The 16587-nt window shown below is 73.1% G+C and carries 14 protein-coding genes and 2 pseudogenes; 7 read left to right on the top strand and 9 right to left on the bottom strand.

What is annotated here, in order from left to right; genetic code table 11:
* Positions 1-4 precede the first annotated feature (4 nt).
* The 6 genes and pseudogenes from H9641_RS08235 to H9641_RS08215 all read right to left on the bottom strand — a co-directional run bounded on the left by H9641_RS08235 (position 5) and on the right by H9641_RS08215 (position 5878).
* Positions 5-301 (bottom strand): antibiotic biosynthesis monooxygenase, encoded by a 297-nt coding sequence (locus H9641_RS08235; protein WP_191802715.1) that lies wholly within the window; start codon positions 299-301, stop codon positions 5-7.
* An 86-nt stretch (positions 302-387) separates the two neighbouring features.
* On the bottom strand, positions 388-1830 hold the full coding sequence (locus H9641_RS08230; protein ID WP_191802713.1) for a sugar porter family MFS transporter: 1443 nt from the start codon (positions 1828-1830) through the stop codon (positions 388-390).
* 169 nt (positions 1831-1999) lie between these two features.
* Positions 2000-2188 (bottom strand): annotated as a pseudogene (locus H9641_RS20915) (DUF779 domain-containing protein); the annotation flags it as partial.
* 231 nt (positions 2189-2419) lie between these two features.
* A pseudogene (locus tag H9641_RS20910) lies at positions 2420-2698 on the bottom strand (DUF779 domain-containing protein); the annotation flags it as partial.
* Between the two features lie 102 nt (positions 2699-2800).
* Entirely contained in the window at positions 2801-4324 is a 1524-nt protein-coding gene (adh, locus tag H9641_RS08220) for an aldehyde dehydrogenase (RefSeq protein ID WP_191802709.1), read from the bottom strand.
* A 192-nt stretch (positions 4325-4516) separates the two neighbouring features.
* Positions 4517-5878 (bottom strand): sigma-54-dependent transcriptional regulator family protein, encoded by a 1362-nt coding sequence (locus H9641_RS08215; protein WP_191802707.1) that lies wholly within the window; start codon positions 5876-5878, stop codon positions 4517-4519.
* 136 nt (positions 5879-6014) lie between these two features.
* Between H9641_RS08215 and H9641_RS08210 the strand changes: the two genes are divergently transcribed.
* The 7 genes from H9641_RS08210 to H9641_RS08180 all read left to right on the top strand — a co-directional run bounded on the left by H9641_RS08210 (position 6015) and on the right by H9641_RS08180 (position 13785).
* Positions 6015-6620, top strand: coding sequence for a TetR/AcrR family transcriptional regulator (locus H9641_RS08210; protein WP_056644728.1), 606 nt, complete (start codon positions 6015-6017; stop codon positions 6618-6620).
* 37 nt (positions 6621-6657) lie between these two features.
* Entirely contained in the window at positions 6658-7476 is an 819-nt protein-coding gene (locus H9641_RS20690) for a CPBP family intramembrane glutamic endopeptidase (RefSeq protein WP_191802705.1), read from the top strand.
* Between the two features lie 356 nt (positions 7477-7832).
* Positions 7833-9209, top strand: coding sequence for an MFS transporter (locus tag H9641_RS08200; protein ID WP_191802704.1), 1377 nt, complete (start codon positions 7833-7835; stop codon positions 9207-9209).
* 183 nt (positions 9210-9392) lie between these two features.
* Positions 9393-10058, top strand: a complete 666-nt coding sequence (locus tag H9641_RS08195; protein WP_191802702.1) for a biliverdin-producing heme oxygenase — start codon at positions 9393-9395, stop codon at positions 10056-10058.
* 345 nt (positions 10059-10403) lie between these two features.
* Entirely contained in the window at positions 10404-11636 is a 1233-nt protein-coding gene (locus H9641_RS08190; RefSeq protein ID WP_191802700.1) for a heme/hemin ABC transporter substrate-binding protein, read from the top strand.
* Positions 11637-11866: 230 nt separating this feature from the next.
* Entirely contained in the window at positions 11867-12877 is a 1011-nt protein-coding gene (locus tag H9641_RS08185) for a FecCD family ABC transporter permease (RefSeq protein ID WP_191802934.1), read from the top strand.
* On the top strand, positions 12874-13785 hold the full coding sequence (locus H9641_RS08180) for a heme ABC transporter ATP-binding protein (protein WP_191802697.1): 912 nt from the start codon (positions 12874-12876) through the stop codon (positions 13783-13785). The genes H9641_RS08185 and H9641_RS08180 overlap by 4 nt, the downstream gene beginning before the upstream one ends.
* Before the next feature lie 171 nt (positions 13786-13956).
* Here H9641_RS08180 and H9641_RS08175 read toward each other — a convergent pair whose 3' ends face one another.
* The 3 genes from H9641_RS08175 to H9641_RS08165 all read right to left on the bottom strand — a co-directional run bounded on the left by H9641_RS08175 (position 13957) and on the right by H9641_RS08165 (position 16463).
* Positions 13957-14754 (bottom strand): MerR family transcriptional regulator, encoded by a 798-nt coding sequence (locus H9641_RS08175; protein WP_191802694.1) that lies wholly within the window; start codon positions 14752-14754, stop codon positions 13957-13959.
* 294 nt (positions 14755-15048) lie between these two features.
* Positions 15049-15837 carry an HAD hydrolase-like protein gene (locus H9641_RS20685; protein WP_318244462.1) on the bottom strand — a complete coding sequence of 263 codons (789 nt, stop codon included), beginning with the start codon at positions 15835-15837 and terminating at the stop codon, positions 15049-15051.
* 98 nt (positions 15838-15935) lie between these two features.
* Positions 15936-16463 (bottom strand): hypothetical protein, encoded by a 528-nt coding sequence (locus H9641_RS08165; protein ID WP_191802691.1) that lies wholly within the window; start codon positions 16461-16463, stop codon positions 15936-15938.
* Positions 16464-16587 lie beyond the last annotated feature (124 nt).

The following is a 16587-nucleotide window of genomic DNA, read 5'->3' as shown; positions in this document are numbered from 1 at the left end:
GCGCTCAAGCGGCCGGCGGCGGGATCTCGTCGAGGAGCAGGACGTCGAGGGGCTCGCGCATCCACTCGTCGTACGGGACGCTCTGGAGCAGGTCGAACAGCGCGTCCTCACCCGCCGCAAAGGTCGCCGGCGACTCCCACGTGGTGGTCAGGACGAAGCGCTCGCCGTCGCCCTCGGCCCACACCACGGCCTCGACGACCCCCGGGAGCACCCGGGCGGCCTCGGTCACGCGCTGGAGGAACGCGACCGTCTCGCCCCGGAACTCGTCCTTGGGGCGGTGCACGACGACCTGCGTGAACATCGGCGGCCCCTCCCCAGGTTTCCGATCCAACGCTACGATTCCGGCCGGTACCTGGGGAAGCACCGCACAGGGTGAGATCCTGGGCTTCACCCCACCCGGGCGCCGTCGCCCATCTGCTCGAGGGTCCGCCCCTTGGTCTCGGGCAGGAAGCGCAGCACGAAGAACACCGCGAACGCCGAGATCGCCGCGAAGGTCCCGTACGTCGCAGGCAGCCCCCACGACTCGCTCACGACGGGGAAGGACCGGGTCACGCCGTAGTTCACGAACCACTGCACGGCCGTCGCCACCGCGAGCGCCGTCGCACGGATCGAGTTCGGGAACATCTCGCCCAGCAGGACCCAGCCGAGCGGCCCCCACGTGAGGCCGAACGAGACCACCATGAGGTTCACGGCCACGAGCGCGGTCATGGCCCACACCTGCGGGAAGACCAGCTCGCCCGCCGCCGACGTCGTCGCGTGACCGAACGCGAACGCCGTGACCGCGAGCGAGACCGCCATGCCGACCGACCCGGCCGCGAGCATGGGGCGACGCCCGAACCGGTCGGCGAGCATGATCGCGACGACCGTCACGGCGATGTTGACCGCCGCGGTCACGAGCGACATGGTCAGTGCCCGGGCCTCGGTGAAGCCCACCGACTCCCACAGCGACGTCGAGTAGACGAAGACCGCGTTGATGCCGCTCAGCTGGATGAGTGCCGCGACGCCCAGCCCGATCCACACGATGGGCCTGAGCCCCAGGGCCGGGCCGCGCAGGTCGCGCAGCGACGTCGTCGCGTGCTCGCCGATCGACGTCCGGATCTCTTCCACGGTCTCGTCGACCTCGCGGTCGTCGACTCCCGTGAACCGCCGGAGGACGCGCTTGGCCTCGTCCTCACGCCCCTGCGCGACCAGGTACCGCGGGGACTCGGGCAGGCGGAACGCGGCCAGCGCATAGAGGGCCGCGGGGACGAGCTCGCCGAGGAACATCCACCGCCAGGCCGGCAGGCCCGCCCACAGCTCGTGCGCCGCGCCCCCGGCCGCGCGGGACATCGCCAGCCCGGCCGCGAGCGCCACGAAGATCCCGACCGTGATGAAGAGCTGCTGGAGACCGCCGAGGCGTCCACGGGCTCGCGCCGGGGCGACCTCCGCGATGTAGCCCGAGGCCATGACCGAGGCCGCACCGATCCCGATGCCCGCGACGAACCGCACCGGCAGGAGCAGGGCCACCGACGGCGTGAACGCCGCGAGCACCGCGCAGCCGCCGAACAGCAGCGCCGAGAGGAGCATGACCCGCACGCGCCCGACCCGCTCCGCGACCGACCCCGCGAACCAAGCACCGACCGCGCAGCCCAGGAGCGACAGCGAGGCCACCATGCCGCGCATGCTCGCGGCCAGCTCGAAGTGCTCGCTCAGTGCACCGACGGCCGAGTTGACGACCGACGTGTCGAAGCCGAACAGGAGCCCGCCGAGAGCAGCCGCGAGGCAGGCGAGGACGACCTTGCCGGGAACTCGGGTGGGGGTTGGGGATGCCACGGGCGGTTCAGCACTCATGCTCGGAAGACTGCCATGGCGCGGGTGGCCGGGCGCGGTGACGAGGTGTGCTCGGCAGCCGGATGTGACGTTCGTCCTCGTGTGACGTGCACGACGTGCGCGCACCGCACGGGTGGGCCGGCGGGCACCCGACTGCGGGGCCCAGGACGGCGGGTCACAGGACGGCGGATCACAGCACCTGGCCGGCGAGCGCCTCCGACTCCTCGTCCGAGAACAGCCTCGACCGGATGATGAACCGCACGCCCTCGGGCGCCTCGACGCTGAACCCCGACCCTCGTCCCGGGACCACGTCGACCGTGAGGTGCGTGTGCTTCCAGTACTCGAACTGGTTGCGGCTCATCCAGAACGGCACGGTGAACGTCGGGCCACCGGCCCGCGTCCCGTCGCCCGCGAGCCCCGGCGCCACCGCAGGCTCGGACAGCACGTGACCCGAGACCACGGCCGACAGCACGGTCGCCGCCCCGCGGGCCGGCGTCGCGCCGTGCTCCGGGTCCACGGGTCCCGGCGGTACCGCGAGCGCAGGGTCGTCCGACAGTCCCCCGAGCGGCAGGGCGTCAGGCACCTCGGCCAGGGCCGAGTACGAGTCCGTGACCGTGAGGTCGCCCAGGTGCACGTCGGCGTCCGACGTGAGGAACTCGCCCTGCGGGTAGCACATGGGCGACGACCCGTCGCAGCACCCGCCGGACTGGTGGAACATGAGCTCGCCGTACTGGACGCGGAGCCGGGCGAGCAGCTCTGCCGCGCCCTCGGTGAGGGTCACGCGCCCAGGCAGTCCCTCGCTCGGTGCGGCGCCCGCCCCCCCGCCCGGCACGGTGCCCACCGCCCCCGTTGCGGTGACCTGCAGGGCGGGCGTGACGTCGTCGGGCATGGTTCCTTCTCCCCTCGTGGCGGACGGTCCGGACGGTGCGGCCGCCGTGCGCGGGGCCCGGGACGTCCCGGACCCCGCACACGACGGTCGCCTCCTGCAGGCCTAGAAGAAGCCGAGCTTCGAGGCCGAGTAGCTGACCAGGAGGTTCTTGGTCTGCTGGTAGTGGTCGAGCATCATCTTGTGGTTCTCGCGGCCCACGCCCGAGCCCTTGTACCCGCCGAACGCCGCCGCCGCGGGGTACGCGTGGTAGCAGTTCGTCCAGACGCGGCCCGCCTGGATCTCGCGGCCCGCCCGGTAGGCGATGTTGGCCTCGCGCGACCACACGCCCGCGCCCAGGCCGTACAGGGTGTCGTTCGCGACCGTGATCGCGTCGTCGAAGTCCGCGAAGTCCGTGACCGCGACGACGGGCCCGAAGATCTCCTCCTGGAAGATGCGCATCGAGTTCTTGCCCTCGAAGATCGTCGGCGTCACGTAGTAGCCGCCCGCGAGGTCGCCGCTCATCTCGGCGCGCGTGCCGCCCGTGAGGACCTTGGCCCCCTCGGCCTTGCCGATGTCGATGTAGCTGAGGATCTTCTCGAGCTGGTCGTTGGACGCCTGCGCGCCGATCATGGTCTCGGTGTCCAGGGGGTTGCCCTGCTTGACGGCCTTGGTCCGCTCGATCGCGTCGCCCAGGAACGAGTCGTAGATCGACGACTGGATGAGCGCGCGCGACGGGCACGTGCACACCTCGCCCTGGTTGAGGGCGAACATCGTGAACCCCTCGAGGGCCTTGTCGTAGAAGTCGTCCTTCTCGCGCGCCACGTCCTCGAAGAACAGGTTGGGCGACTTGCCGCCCAGCTCGAGCGTGACCGGGATGATGTTCTGGCTCGCGTACTGCATGATGAGCCGGCCCGTCGTGGTCTCGCCCGTGAACGCGATCTTGCGGATGCGCGGGCTCGACGCGAGCGGCTTGCCCGCCTCGACCCCGAACCCGTTGACCACGTTGAGGACGCCCGGGGGCAGCAGGTCCCCGATGATGTCGATCAGGAACAGGATCGACGCGGGCGTCTGCTCGGCGGGCTTGAGGACCACGCAGTTGCCCGCCGCGAGCGTGGGGGCCAGCTTCCACACGGCCATGAGGATGGGGAAGTTCCACGGGATGATCTGCCCGACCACGCCCAGCGGCTCGTGGAAGTGGTACGCGATGGTGTCCTCGTCGATCTCGGAGATCGAGCCCTCCTGCGCGCGGATCGCGCCCGCGAAGTAGCGGAAGTGGTCGATCGCGAGCGGGATGTCCGCGGCGAGCGTCTCGCGCACGGGCTTGCCGTTCTCCCACGTCTCGGCGACCGCGATCTTCTCGAGGTTGGCCTCCATGCGGTCGGCGATCTTGTTGAGGATCACGGCGCGCTCGGTCGCCGTGGTCCTGCCCCAGGTGCGGGCGGCGCCGTGGGCCGCGTCCAGGGCGCGGTCGATGTCCTCGGCCGTGCCGCGCGCGACCTCGGTGAAGGTGCGGCCAGTGACGGGGCTCGGGTTCTCGAAGTACCGGCCGCTCGCCGGCGCGACGTACTCGCCGCCGATCCAGTGGTCGTAGCGGGACCTGTACTCGGCGATCGCCCCGGGGGTACCGGGTGCTGCGTAGACGGTCATGTGCGTCTGCCTCCTTGCAGTGCTCCGTGCCGTGCGTGGCCTGCGTGGTGTCGGCTGCCCGCCGGCCGACGCGGTCCACGGCCCGTGGCGCACCGTTGCGCCGGGTTGGTCAGGACGCTACGGGCGCCAGGGTTGCAGGAGGGTTGCAGTCAACCTGTCAGAACGAGCGCGCGACCGGTCGGGGCGGGCACCTCAGCCCAGCGAGCGGTCCAGCAGCGCGAGACGCGCCCGGGCCCGCGCCGCGGCGGGGCTGCCCGGCGCGACGAGGGCGGCGAGGCGCCGCCACGCCGCGTGGTCGTCGGCGCCCTCGTCGCTCGCGAGCCAGCGGCCCACCGCCCCCGGGTCGCCCGACGCGAGGACCGCCCCGCGCACCTCGGCCGAGAGCTCGTCGCGCAGCTGCTCGACGCCCGGCGCGACCGACCGCGGCAGCACCGGTCCCGCGTACGCCGTGAGCGCCCCGTGCACGTCGCCCACCGCGAGCAGGTCGCGGACGGTGTCGAGGTCCGTGCGCAGGAGCCCGCCCAGCCGGTACGGGCGCGAACCGCCCAGCAGCGGCCCCACGGCCCGCCGCAGGCGCGACACCTCGGCCCGCACCGTGACGTCCGACAGCTCGCCCGGGTGCAGCAGCACGGCCAGCTCGTCCGCACCCAGCCCCCGCGGGTGCGCCGCGAGCAGCAGGAGGATCTCGCTGTGGCGAAGGCTCAGGCGGCCCGACGGCGCAGCGTGCGTGCCGCCGTCGGGCACGGTCGCGTACGTGCCCGGGCCGGGCCACCCCGCCGCTGCTCCGGGCGCCGCCCGCAGCGTGCCCCCCGGACGTCCCAGGACGTCGAGCTGCGGGGCGCTCGCAGCCCCTGCGAGCCGACCGCCGGGCGGGACGTGCTCGGCGAGCTCGCGCTCGACCGCCGCGACCGACGCGCGCACGAGCGAGAGCACGAGACCCGACCCCGCGACCCGCCCTCCCGTGACGTCCAGGACCCCCAGGACACGGCCGGTGTGCAGGTCGCGCACGGGCACGGCCGCGCAGTTGAAGGACTGGACGGGGCGCGTGAAGTGCTCGGCACCCAGGACCTGGACCGGTCGACCCGTCGCGAGGGCCGTCCCCGGAGCGTTGGTCCCGACGCGCTCCTCGCGCCACACCGCCCCCTCGACGAACCCGATGCGTCCCACCTGGTCACGCACGCTCGAGCTGCCCTCGACCCACAGGAGGCGACCGGCGTCGTCGGTCAGCGCGACGACCGCGCTCTCGCCCGCGAGGCCCGCGACCAGGAGGTCGCGCACGACCGGCATGGCTCGCGCGAGCGGGTGCTGCGACCGGTAGGCGCCGAGGTCGAGGTCGGTGATGGACGTGTCCGGCTGGGGCGAGTCGGGGTCGACGCCGCTGCGGGCGCTGCGGCGCCACGACTCGGCCACGAGGGGACGGATGCCGGGCGGGAGCGCGCCGGTGCTGAGGAAGGCCTCGCGGGCCGCGCGGACGGATGCGCGGCGGGGCGGGGCGTCGGGGCTGTCCCCCGTGCCGGGGCTGTCGGAGCGGGCGGGTGCACGATGGTCGGTCATGATCGCCTTCCTCCGACGGCCTTGTCGGGTCGATCCGGGGCTGCTGCCAGTGTAGGCAGCCGCGCCGCCGGGCGGGCTCAGGAGCCGCAGGATCTCGCGAATTAGCATTCTGACAGCAAGTGCCTATGATGTCAGTATGCCGAAGATCATCGGCGGTTCGCTCCACGAGCACCGCGCACAGACCCGTCAGAAGCTCTTCGCGGCGCTCTCGAACCTCATGATGGACCGCGGTTTCGACGCGATCTCGCTCGCGGACATCGCTGCCGCGGCGGGCGTGGGACGCACCGCGGTGTACAACCACTTCCCCGACAAGGAGTCGCTGCTCCTGGGGTTCATCACGCACGAGACCGAGCAGTACGTCGGCACCCTGGAGCGCGCGCTGGAGGGCGTCGACGACCCGGTCGAGCAGCTCCGCACCTACATCCGCCAGCAGGCGCAGCTCAAGCGAGTCTTCCACCTGGCCCCCGGGCCGGACCTGCGCACCGTGCTCTCGCGCGGCACGCAGCAGCGCCTGCGCGAGCACGCCGTGATCGTCGAGGACACGCTGCGCCGCATCCTGACCGCGGGCATCGCGTGCGGCGAGTTCCCCGAGCAGGACCTCGGCACCACGGTCCAGCTCGTCAACGCGTGCCTCTCGGGCCGCCTCATCCCCGAGGACCCCGCCCAGCGCGAGCGCGCGATCGAGGCCACCGAGGCGTTCGTCCTGCGGGCCGTCGGGACGCAGGAGCTCGTGGCCGGCTGAGGTTGACACCCCGCACGACCGGCTGCGAGCCTGCGGCGTGACCCCGACCGCCCCGGCCCCCGCAGCCCGCGCCTTCCTCGCCCCGACCCTCACGTTCGTCCTCGCGACGTTCGTCGCGTCGGGCGCGCTGCTCCTCCTCCAACCGGTCTCGGGGATCGACCCGTCGGTGCTCGCCCTCGTCCAGCTCGGCCCCGCGATCGGGGCCGGTCTCACGTTCGCGATCTTCCGCGGGCGCCTCGCACCGCTGCTGCCGAGCGCCGTCCCTCGCCGTCAGGTCGTCGCCCACCTCGTCCTCGCGTTCGCGGCGTGCCTGCTCTACTGGGGTGTGCTCGTCGTGACGCTCCTGGTGCAGGGCGAACCTCTCGCAGGGGTGCACGCGACGGCGGGTGTGCCGTTCGTGCTGCTGCTCCTCACCTACCTCGTGGGTGCGGCCGGCGAGGAGATCGGGTGGCGCGGCATGCTCCAGCCCTTGCTCGAGAACCGGTTCTCGCTCCTGGTCGCGAGCATCGTGACCGGCCTCGTGTGGGGCGTGTGGCACGTGCAGATCTTCACCGCCGGGCCCGTCGTGATCGTGGGCTTCCTGCTCGCGACCGTGGCCCTGTCGGTGCTCGTGGGGCACTTCGGGCGAGGCACCGTGGGGCAGCGCGTCGCGCTCGCGACCCTCGTGCACTGGCTCGTGAACGTCGCCCTGCTGCTCACCCTCGGGGACCGGCACTCGACCCCCGAAGGAACTGTCGCGAACGCGATCGCCGCGCTCGTGACGACGGCCGTCTTCATGGCCATGTTCGCCGCAGCCCAGCGCAAGCGCGGCAAGAGCGCGCTCGTGGCGCGCCGCACGCAGGACGTCGCGGCGTAGGACAGCCCCGCGGGGCGGTCCTGCGCGCCTGGCGCCGACGTCTGGCGCACCCGGGGCGGGAGCCGCCGCCAGCCTCTCACGTGGTGCCGCTGGTCTTCCCGGCCCGACCCGCTTCGTCCTGCCGCACCGGCGCCCACCGACGTCTCTCGCCGTCAGGCCTCTCCCCCAGGGGTGTGTTTCTGCGGAGCCGCAACAATTGTTGCGGCTCCGCGGAAGACGAACCCTCCCGGAGTCGCCAGGATCCACTGCCGGGCCGCGGCTCGGACAAGACCGCACCCGACGGCCCGGCCCCGGCTCCGCCGTCGGGCCGGTGACCTCCGCGCACAGCCCTGCGGCAGGGAGCCTAGAGTTCTCCGGTGCCCCCCGCAGAACCCCCACCCCCCGCTGACGCTGCCCGGAGGCCGTCCGGGCAGCCCGACGAACCCGCCCGCCGCGGGCTCGGCCGGTCCTTCACCAACGTCTTCACCGCGAACATCAGCTCGAGCCTGGCCGACGGGATCGCGCGCGTCGCCGCGCCCCTCCTCGCGGCCCGCCTCACGGACGACCCCTTGCTCATCGCGGGCATCGCGGCCGTCGCGATGCTGCCGTGGCTGTTCTTCGCGATCCCGTCCGGGGTGCTGCTCGACCGGATCGACCGTCGCCACGCCATGGCGATCGCGAACGGCACCCGGACCCTCCTCGCGGTCACGCTCCTCACGCTCTTCGCGACCGACACCCTGACCATCTGGTGGCTGTACGCGGTGATCTTCGCGTACGGCGCGCTCGAGACCCTCTACGACGGCGCGATCCGGGCCGTCGTCCCCGCGATCGTGCGCCGCGCGGACCTGCCGCGTGCCAACTCCCGCATCGAGGCGGGCGAGCTCGTCGTCCAGAACTTCCTCGCGGTGCCCGTGACGTCGGCGCTGTTCGCGGTCGCGGTCGTGATCCCGCTGGGCATCGGTGCCCTGTCCTACGCGGTCGCGGGGGTGCTCGCGTTCTTCCTGCCCGCCGCCGCGGCCGGCGCCCACCGCGCGCGCCGACGCCGGGTCGACGACGCACCCGTCGCCGCCGCGGGCGCACCGCACGACGACGCCGGGACGCCCGCGCTCCCGTCCGTCCGTGCGACGTTCGCGCACCAGCTCACCGACGGCTTCCGCTTCATCATGAGCCACCCGATGCTGCGGCCCCTGTGGTTCCTCAGCATCCTGATCGCGCTGTTCTTCTCGGCGGCGATCGCGACGGACGTGCTCTTCGTGCTCGAGCGCCTCGACGTGCCCGAGCAGTGGTTCGGGGTGTTCATGCTGTCGGGCGCCGTCGGGGGCATCGTCGGCGCCGTGGTCGTGAGCCCGCTCAAGGTCCGGTTCGGCGCCGGGCCCGTCATGGCCGCGGCGAACTTCGTGGGCCCGGTCGCGCTCGTCGTCATGGGCTTCTTCCCGACGATCCCGGTCGCGGTCGTGTGCTTCGCGGTGTCGTTCGGGTCGACGTCGGTGTGGAACGTCCTGGTCATGTCGCTGCGCCAGGCCGCGATCCCGGGCCACCTGCTGGGGCGCGTGCACGGGACGTGGCGCACGCTGCTCTGGGGCACCATGCCGCTCGGCTCGCTGCTGGGCGGCCTGCTCGCCCGGATCGACCTGACGACACCGCTGCTCGTCGCGGGCGGGCTCACGGTCGTGGTGGCCGCGGTCGGGTACCGGTTCCTGCACGGCCTGCCCAACCCCGAGGGCGTCGCGGAGCACGCCCTGCCCACGAGGTGACACCGCGCCCCCAGGACCAGTCCGTGAGATCTCCCCCACAGAGCATAGGTAAACCTCACCTCACTGTTGTATCGTTCCTGACGCGACGTCATGACGATGTGTCACCACACCGTGGACCCTGCGCCGAACCCGGCGCACGTGCCGACGTCGTGCACGTGACACGACGAACCGCAGGAGCCCCTCGTGACCGCTGAGACCCTTCCCGCCACCGACGCCGCACCCGCGTCCCTGTCGCTGCGCCTGCGCGAGGGCACCCGCCCCGAGCACGAGCAGGCCGAGACCACGGGCTTCGTCGAGAAGCTCATGGGGGGCGAGCTCGACGTCGCCGCCTACACGGACCTCGCCGCACAGCAGTACGCGATCTACGGGGCGCTCGAGCAGGCCAGCGCCCAGATCCGCGATGACGCCCAGGGTGCGACCCTCGTGTTCGACGAGCTGACCCGCACGCCCTCGATCGAGAAGGACCTCGCATTCCTGGTCGGTTCCGACTGGGCCACCAAGATCCGCATCCTGCCCGCGACCGAGGCCTACGTGGCCCGCCTGCTCGAGGTCGGCACCTCGCTCTCGGCCTACGCCGCGCACGCCTACACGCGCTACCTGGGCGACCTCTCGGGCGGTCAGATCATCAAGCGCATGATGGAGCGCCACTACGGGCTCGGCCCCGATGGCCTCGCGTTCTACACGTTCGACGAGATCCCCAAGGCCAAGCCGTTCAAGGACGTCTACCGCGAGCGCCTCGACTCCCTGGACCTCACGGACGAGCAGATCGCCGAGACGGTCGAGGAGGCCAAGCTCGCGTTCCGCCTCAACAGCGCGCTGTTCGCGGAGCTCGGCGCGATCCACTGCTGAGCACGCGGTGAGCCCGCCTGCTCACCGCACCCGCTGAGCGCCGCTCCCGCCCCGCCCCGCCTCCGCCTCCGCCTCCGCCTCCGGGACCGAGCATGCGGTGGGCGTCCGTCGAGCATGCGGTGGGCGTCGAGATTCCCCGGATTCTCGACGCCCACTGCATGCTCGGCACCGGGAACCGGCCCCGCACGACCGTGGGTACCAGCGCCCGGGACCGCCGGCAGCGTCTCCAAGATCACAGAAGATCCCGTGGACCGGCCACCCTGCCGAGGCCCTGCGTAGGTTAGCCTCAACTTACCCGGAGCCGCCTTCTCGCGTGGGCGGCCGACCCTCGCTGGAGCCTTTGTGATGTCGCACCCTGCCCGCGTCCCGTCCCCCGCGCGTCCGCGCGGCCTGCGCCGCTCGTCCGTCGTGGGCGTCGCCACGCTCGCAGCGGTGCTGCTCGCGGCAGGCTGCGCTCCTCTCCCCTACGAGCCCGAGGGCCCGACGACAGCGCCCCCCTTGGCCTCGGACTCGTCGCCCGCGCCCACCGAGGCCGTCGCCCTGGACGCCTGCGCGGCCCTCGAGACGGGCGAGCGCCCCACCGTGGACCCCGCGACGTTCCCCACCGGCCCGACGACCGCGACGTTCGCCGACAACGTGATCGACCCGATCGTCTCGGCTCCGACCCCGACGCTGCCCGTGACCCTGCAGTCGTTCGACGGTCGCGAGGTCACGGTCGCCGACGCCTCGCGCATCATCGCGGTCGACCTCTACGGCACGCTCGGCGAGATCGTCTACAGCCTGGGGCTGGGAGCGAACGTCGTGGGTCGCGACCTGCCGACGGGCTTCCCCGAGGCCGCCGACGTCCCCGTCGTGACCGGCGCCGGCCACGCCCTGAACATCGAGACCATCCTCGGCCTGAACCCGAGCGTCATCCTGACCGACGCCACGCTCCTCACGGACACCGCACGCTCGCAGCTCGAGTCCTCGGGCATCCCGGTCGTGTACTTCGACGAGGCCCGCACGCTCGACGGGATCAACGACCGCATCACCGCGGTCGCGACCACGCTCGGCGTCCCCGAGGCCGGGGCGGCGCTCGTCGAGCGCACCGACCAGCAGATCTGCGCGGCCCTCGCCGGGGTCCCCGCGGACACCGGCAACCCGCTCGTGGCGTTCCTCTACCTGCGCGGGTCGAACATCAAGATGCTGTTCGGGCCGGGCTCGGGCGCCGACGACCTGATCCGCGAGATCGGCGGCCAGGACGCGGGCACCGCGATCGGCCTCACGCAGCAGTACGCGCCCGTCACGAGCGAGGCCATCATCTCGGCGGCGCCGGCGGCGTACCTCGTCATGACCGACGGCCTCGAGTCGAGCGGCGGTCTCGACGCCATGATGGCCATCCCGGGCCTGGCGCAGACCCCGGCGGGCCAGGACCAGCGCGTGATCGACATGGACGGCAGCCGCCTGCTGACGTTCGGCCCGCGCACGGGCGAGACCATCGCGTCGCTCGTCGAGGCGTTCTACGGTGTCCCGGCCCCCGACCTGACCGCGGTCACCTCGGCCGACGGCCAGTCCGACGCCGGCACGGCCACGCCGTGACGCCGGGTTCCCACCCCGCCGGCCCGACGACGGCACGCCCCACCTCCGACGCCCTCACCACGGCGCAGCGCACCGCGGACGGGACGACCACCGACCGGCGCGAGCCGGGCACGCCGGTGAGCGACGCCGTCGGGCACGGGGCTGCTCCCCGGGGCGACGGGCGCGACACGAAGGACGCCGCTGCGCTCACCGCCGTCGGTCGCGGGCGGCGACGCGCCGCGACCTGGCTCATGATCGGGCTCGGCGTCGCGCTGCTCGTCCTCACCGTGCTCTCGGGCATGACCGGGCAGGTACCCGTGTCGCCCGCCGAGGTCCTCGGCTCGCTCATGCACCACATGGGCCTCGACATCGGGCCCATGCCCTCGCACCCGCAGGGCGAGAACACGTTGTGGGTCGTGCGCTTCCCGCGCGTCGTCCTGGCGATCCTGGTCGGGGCCGCGCTCGCCTGCTCGGGCGCGCTCATGCAGGGCGTGTTCGGCAACCCGCTCGCCGAGCCCGGCGTGATCGGCGTCTCCGCCGGCGCGGCCGTGGGCGCGTGCGCGGTCATCGTCACCGCCGGCTCGCTCGTCTCGGGGACCTGGGTCGCCGCGGCCGCCTTCCTGGGCGGACTGATCACGACGTTCGTCGTCTACGCGCTCTCGCGGTCCGGCGGACGCACCGAGGTCGTGACGCTCGTGCTCACCGGCATCGCGGTCAACGCGTTCGCGGGCGGGCTGCTCGCGTTCTTCACGTTCGTCGCCGACCCGGCCGCGCGCGAGCAGATCGTGTTCTGGCAGCTCGGCTCGCTCGGCGGGGCCACGTGGGGATCGGTCGCGGTGGTCGCGCCCATCGCGATCGTCGGCGTGACCGGCGCGATGCTGCTGCGCCGCCAGCTGGACCTCCTGTCGCTGGGCGAGCGTGCCGCGCAGCACCTGGGCGTCGACGTCGAACGGCTGCGACAGATCGTGATCGTGCTCGTCGCGCTGCTCGTCTCGGCCGGGGTCGCGTTCACCGGGATCATCGCGTTCGTCGGGCTCGTGGTGCCGCACCTGGTCCGCATGGTCTGCGGGCCGAGCCACCGCTGGCTCATCCCCGCGTCGGCGCTCGGCGGGGCCGTGGTCCTGCTGCTCGCGGACCTCGTCTCGCGCACCGCGGTCGCGAACGTCGAGCTGCCGCTCGGCATGATCACCTCGCTCGTGGGCGGGCCGTTCTTCTTCTACCTGCTGCGCCGCACGCGCTCTCGCCAGGGAGGTTGGGCATGAGCCGCGGGACCTCAGGGATCGTGGAGCTCGAGTCGCGCCACGAGGGCAGCAGCTTCTGGTCGTCGCTCCGGACCGCGGTCACAGGGCGACGGCGCACGTCGCGCCTGCCGGGCACTCCCGAGCCCGGCACGGTCGTGACCGAGGCGCGCGGGGCGACGCTCTCGCTCGACGGGACCCCCGTGCTGCGCGACGTGTCGGTCGCGGTGCGGGCCGGCGAGGTCCGGGCGCTGCTCGGGCCGAACGGCGCGGGCAAGTCGTCGCTGCTCGGTGCGCTCACGGGCGACCTGCCGCTCGACGGCGGGTCCGTCCTGGTCGACGGCGCCCCGCTCGGGTCGTGGACCGCGACCGAGCTCGCGATGCGCCGGGCCGTGCTCATGCAGCAGATCCACCTCAGCTTCCCGTTCACGTCGCTCGACGTCGTGCAGATGGGCCGCGCACCCTGGCGCGGGACGCCCCTCGAGGAGACCGACGACCAGGCGGTCGCCGACTCGCTCGCCGCGACCGACGTGTCCCACCTCGCCGACCGGCACTTCCCGTCGCTGTCCGGGGGCGAGAAGGCGCGCGTCGCGCTCGCGCGCGTCCTGGCCCAGCGGACCGGGCTGCTCATGCTCGACGAGCCGACCGCCGCGCTCGACCTCAAGCACCAGGAGCTCGTGCTGCAGATCGCGCGCCGCCACGCGGCGGCCGGGGGTGCCGTGGTCGTCGTCGTGCACGACCTGGGGCTCGCGTCGGCCTACGCGGACCAGGTCACGCTCATGGCTCGCGGCCGCGTGGTCGCCGACGGGGCACCCGCCGAGGTGCTGACGGCCGAGCGGCTGAGCGAGGTGTACGACTACCCGGTCGAGGTCGTCGAGCACCCTGGCGGCGGGGCGCCGATCATCCTGCCGGCACGGGCCCTGAGCCACTGACGACTCCGGCTCCGACGCCGACGCCGACGCCGACGCGGGGGGACGACTCTGCCCGCCGAGGTAGAACGTGCTGCGCGAGGTAGAGCCCGTCGCGTTCTACCTCGCGCAGCACGTTCTACCTCGGCCCCACGTCGTGGCGGGTGTGGCAGGGAGGCCGGTGCGGCCGGTGACCTACAGGTTCCGCTCCGCGTACACCGCGAGCGCGTCCCGCACGAACGTGGCCCCCTCGACGCCGCCGTAGCTCGCAGCGAACCGCTCGTCGGCCACGTACATCTCCCCGAGCCCGACGACGTACTCCCTGACCGGCGCCGAGCCGTGCCCCGGGGTGCCCGGGATCCCGCTCAGCCACTCGACGTGCCTGCGCGCGAGCGCCTGCGCCTCGTCTCCGTCGGGCGCGACGCCTGCCGCAGCGGCGGCCGCCCAGTCGGCGGCCAGCTGCCGGGTCCGGTCCTGGTACGCCGCCTTGTCCTGCGCGGACAGCCCGCGCCACCAGGCGTCGCCCGTCCGGTAGGCCTCGGCGCCCCACCGCTCGGTGACCTCTGCCTCGTGCTTCGTGTGGTCGAACCCGTCGAACATCTCGTCCGCCATGAGTCGCCCACCTCCTTCCATGGTCGTGATCGTGCGCTCGACCGACGCGATCTGTCGTGTCAGCCGCTGCTGCTCGGCCCGCAGGGCGTCCAGATGGGTCCGCAGGGCCCCCGCCTGCACGGCCGGGCTCGCCTCACCGTCCCGATCCAGGATCTCGGCGACGGCCGGGAGGCCCACGCCGAGGTCCCGCAGGAGGAGGATCCGCTGGAGGCGGACGAGCGCGGGCCCGTCGTAGTACCGGTAGCCGTTGTGCCCGACCCTGCTGGGCACGAGCAGCCCGATCGCGTCGTAGTGACGCAGCGTGCGGCTCGTGGTCCCGGCGAGGCGGGCGATCTCCTGGATCGACCAGTCGGTCGGGGCCTGCGGTGCGTTGGCGGTCATGCGCTCCTCCTTCCTGGACGGTCGGGGCGGAAGCCCGTCGACGACGGGCGCCGTCGTGGGCTGCGGGTTCTGCAGGCCTCGGGTGAGGTAGCACGATCGACCCTAGAAGTTGACGCTACGTCAAGGTCAACCCTGTGTCTGCGGACTCGTTGTCGGAAGTGCACGGCGAGATGCGCCGGTGCACTCCTGACGACTGGTCCTTGCGCTCCTGAAGGGTCCGCGCGTCACGCCCTTCGGTCCGACTCTCGCGACTCCCGTGGTTCTCGCGGCCTCGCTCTTCACCGCCCGACGGCGTCACTCGCCCCGCAGCGCCCGCGCCAGCTCGTCGGTGCTCGCCACGACACGGAGCGCGCCCGCGTCCTCGAGCTCCCCCGGCTCGGCGTACCCCCACGAGACGCCGAGGCAGCCGATGCCGTGCGCAGCGGCCCCCAGCACGTCGTGCTCGCGGTCGCCGACCATGACGATCTCCTCGCGCGGCGGCAGGCCGTCGGGAACGGACCCGACACGCCCCGCACCCGGAGCTTCCTCGCTCTCCGAGGCTGCCGAGGCTGCCGAGGCTGCCGAAGACGCCGCGGCGTCAGCCCCGCCGACCACGCCGTCGGACGCCGCCAGCGACGCGAGCGCGTGCTCGATCACGTCCGCCTTGGAGCCGCGCGATCCGTCGAGGGTCGCGCCGTAGACCCCCTCGACCAGGTCGTCGATCCCGAAGTGCGCGGTGATGCGGCGCGCGTAGACCTCGGGCTTGGACGTGGCGACCGCGAGCCGGACACCGGCGGCGCGCGCCGCCGTCAGGCACTCCAGGATCCCCGGGTAGAGCGAGTTGTCGAGCATGGCTCCGGCCGCGTAGACCTCGCGGTACGCCGAGAGGGCCTCTGGGACCCGGTCCACGGGGACCCCGTGCAGCGCGAACGTCTCGTGGAGCGGAGGGCCGACGAAGCGCCGCAGGGTCTCGTCGGTCGGGGTCTCGATCCCCAGGGTCGCGTAGGCGTGCCGGACCGAGGAGAGGATGCCGGGGGCCGAGTCGGTCAGCGTCCCGTCGAGGTCGAGGAGGGCCAGTCGATAGGGAGGGTTCGCGGTGGTCACGGGATCGATTCTGCCGTGCACCATGGACGCACGGCCGCCGAGGTAGAGACCTCCCGTCGAGACAGAGGGTCCGGGCCCTCTACCTCGACGCCGGCCTTCTATCTCGGTGTCGAGGTGCGGGCGGCGAGCGCCGCCACGGCCGCGGTCAGCTCGCGCGCCCGGCCGCTCGCGACCAGGTACTCGCGTCGTCCGCCGCCCACCACGATCCGCACAGCCTCTCCTTGACGGACCATGAGCGCGACCCGACCACCACCGAGGAACCGGAGACCGAGCCCGCCCGCGGACAGTGCGTCGACCGTCGGCCCGCCGGCTGCCCCTCCCTGGACCTGATCGATCTCGTGGCCAGGGATCCGACGACGCCAGACCGGCACCCCGCCCAGGCGGAGCGAGAGCGTCATGGCATCGGGCCCGACCGCCACGACCGACGACATGCGCGCGGCCGCGGCACAGATCGCGAGCGCCAGGGTGCCGGGCAGCACGTCGAGCCATCCGAGCCCTCCTGTGGGTGACACCGCAAGGCCCACCGTCAGCCCGGTGATCGCAAGACCGAGCGTCATGACCAGCGCCTGGGTGACGACGGACGCGTGGCGCACCTCGGTGAACACCGAGCCCCCGCGCCCCGTCATCGGTCCTTCCCCGACGGAAGGGGCGCGCCCAGATCCTGGGTCGCGGTCCCGACCAGCCCGTCCGGAACCACCCCGCCCGTCGGCCCGTGCGACAGGCGCCCCGGCACCTCCTGGGTCGCTCACG

The sequence above is a fragment of the Oerskovia merdavium genome (assembly GCF_014836755.1).
GTDB lineage: Bacteria > Actinomycetota > Actinomycetes > Actinomycetales > Cellulomonadaceae > Oerskovia > Oerskovia merdavium.
Note: the sequence above shows the minus strand (reverse complement) of the source record. Positions and strands in the feature narration are given on the sequence as shown.

Bases quoted from the DNA above. Each gene is read 5' to 3' on its own strand.
- H9641_RS08235 (WP_191802715.1), bottom strand. From the start codon at position 301: ATGTTCACGCAGGTCGTCGTGCACCGCCCCAAGGACGAGTTCCGGGGC.
- H9641_RS08230 (WP_191802713.1), bottom strand. From the start codon at position 1,830: ATGAGTGCTGAACCGCCCGTGGCATCCCCAACCCCCACCCGAGTTCCC.
- adh (WP_191802709.1), bottom strand. From the start codon at position 4,324: ATGACCGTCTACGCAGCACCCGGTACCCCCGGGGCGATCGCCGAGTAC.
- H9641_RS08215 (WP_191802707.1), bottom strand. From the start codon at position 5,878: ATGACCGACCATCGTGCACCCGCCCGCTCCGACAGCCCCGGCACGGGG.
- H9641_RS08210 (WP_056644728.1), top strand. From the start codon at position 6,015: ATGCCGAAGATCATCGGCGGTTCGCTCCACGAGCACCGCGCACAGACC.
- H9641_RS08190 (WP_191802700.1), top strand. From the start codon at position 10,404: ATGTCGCACCCTGCCCGCGTCCCGTCCCCCGCGCGTCCGCGCGGCCTG.
- H9641_RS08185 (WP_191802934.1), top strand. From the start codon at position 11,867: ATGATCGGGCTCGGCGTCGCGCTGCTCGTCCTCACCGTGCTCTCGGGC.
- H9641_RS08180 (WP_191802697.1), top strand. From the start codon at position 12,874: ATGAGCCGCGGGACCTCAGGGATCGTGGAGCTCGAGTCGCGCCACGAG.
- H9641_RS08175 (WP_191802694.1), bottom strand. From the start codon at position 14,754: ATGACCGCCAACGCACCGCAGGCCCCGACCGACTGGTCGATCCAGGAG.
- H9641_RS08165 (WP_191802691.1), bottom strand. From the start codon at position 16,463: ATGACGGGGCGCGGGGGCTCGGTGTTCACCGAGGTGCGCCACGCGTCC.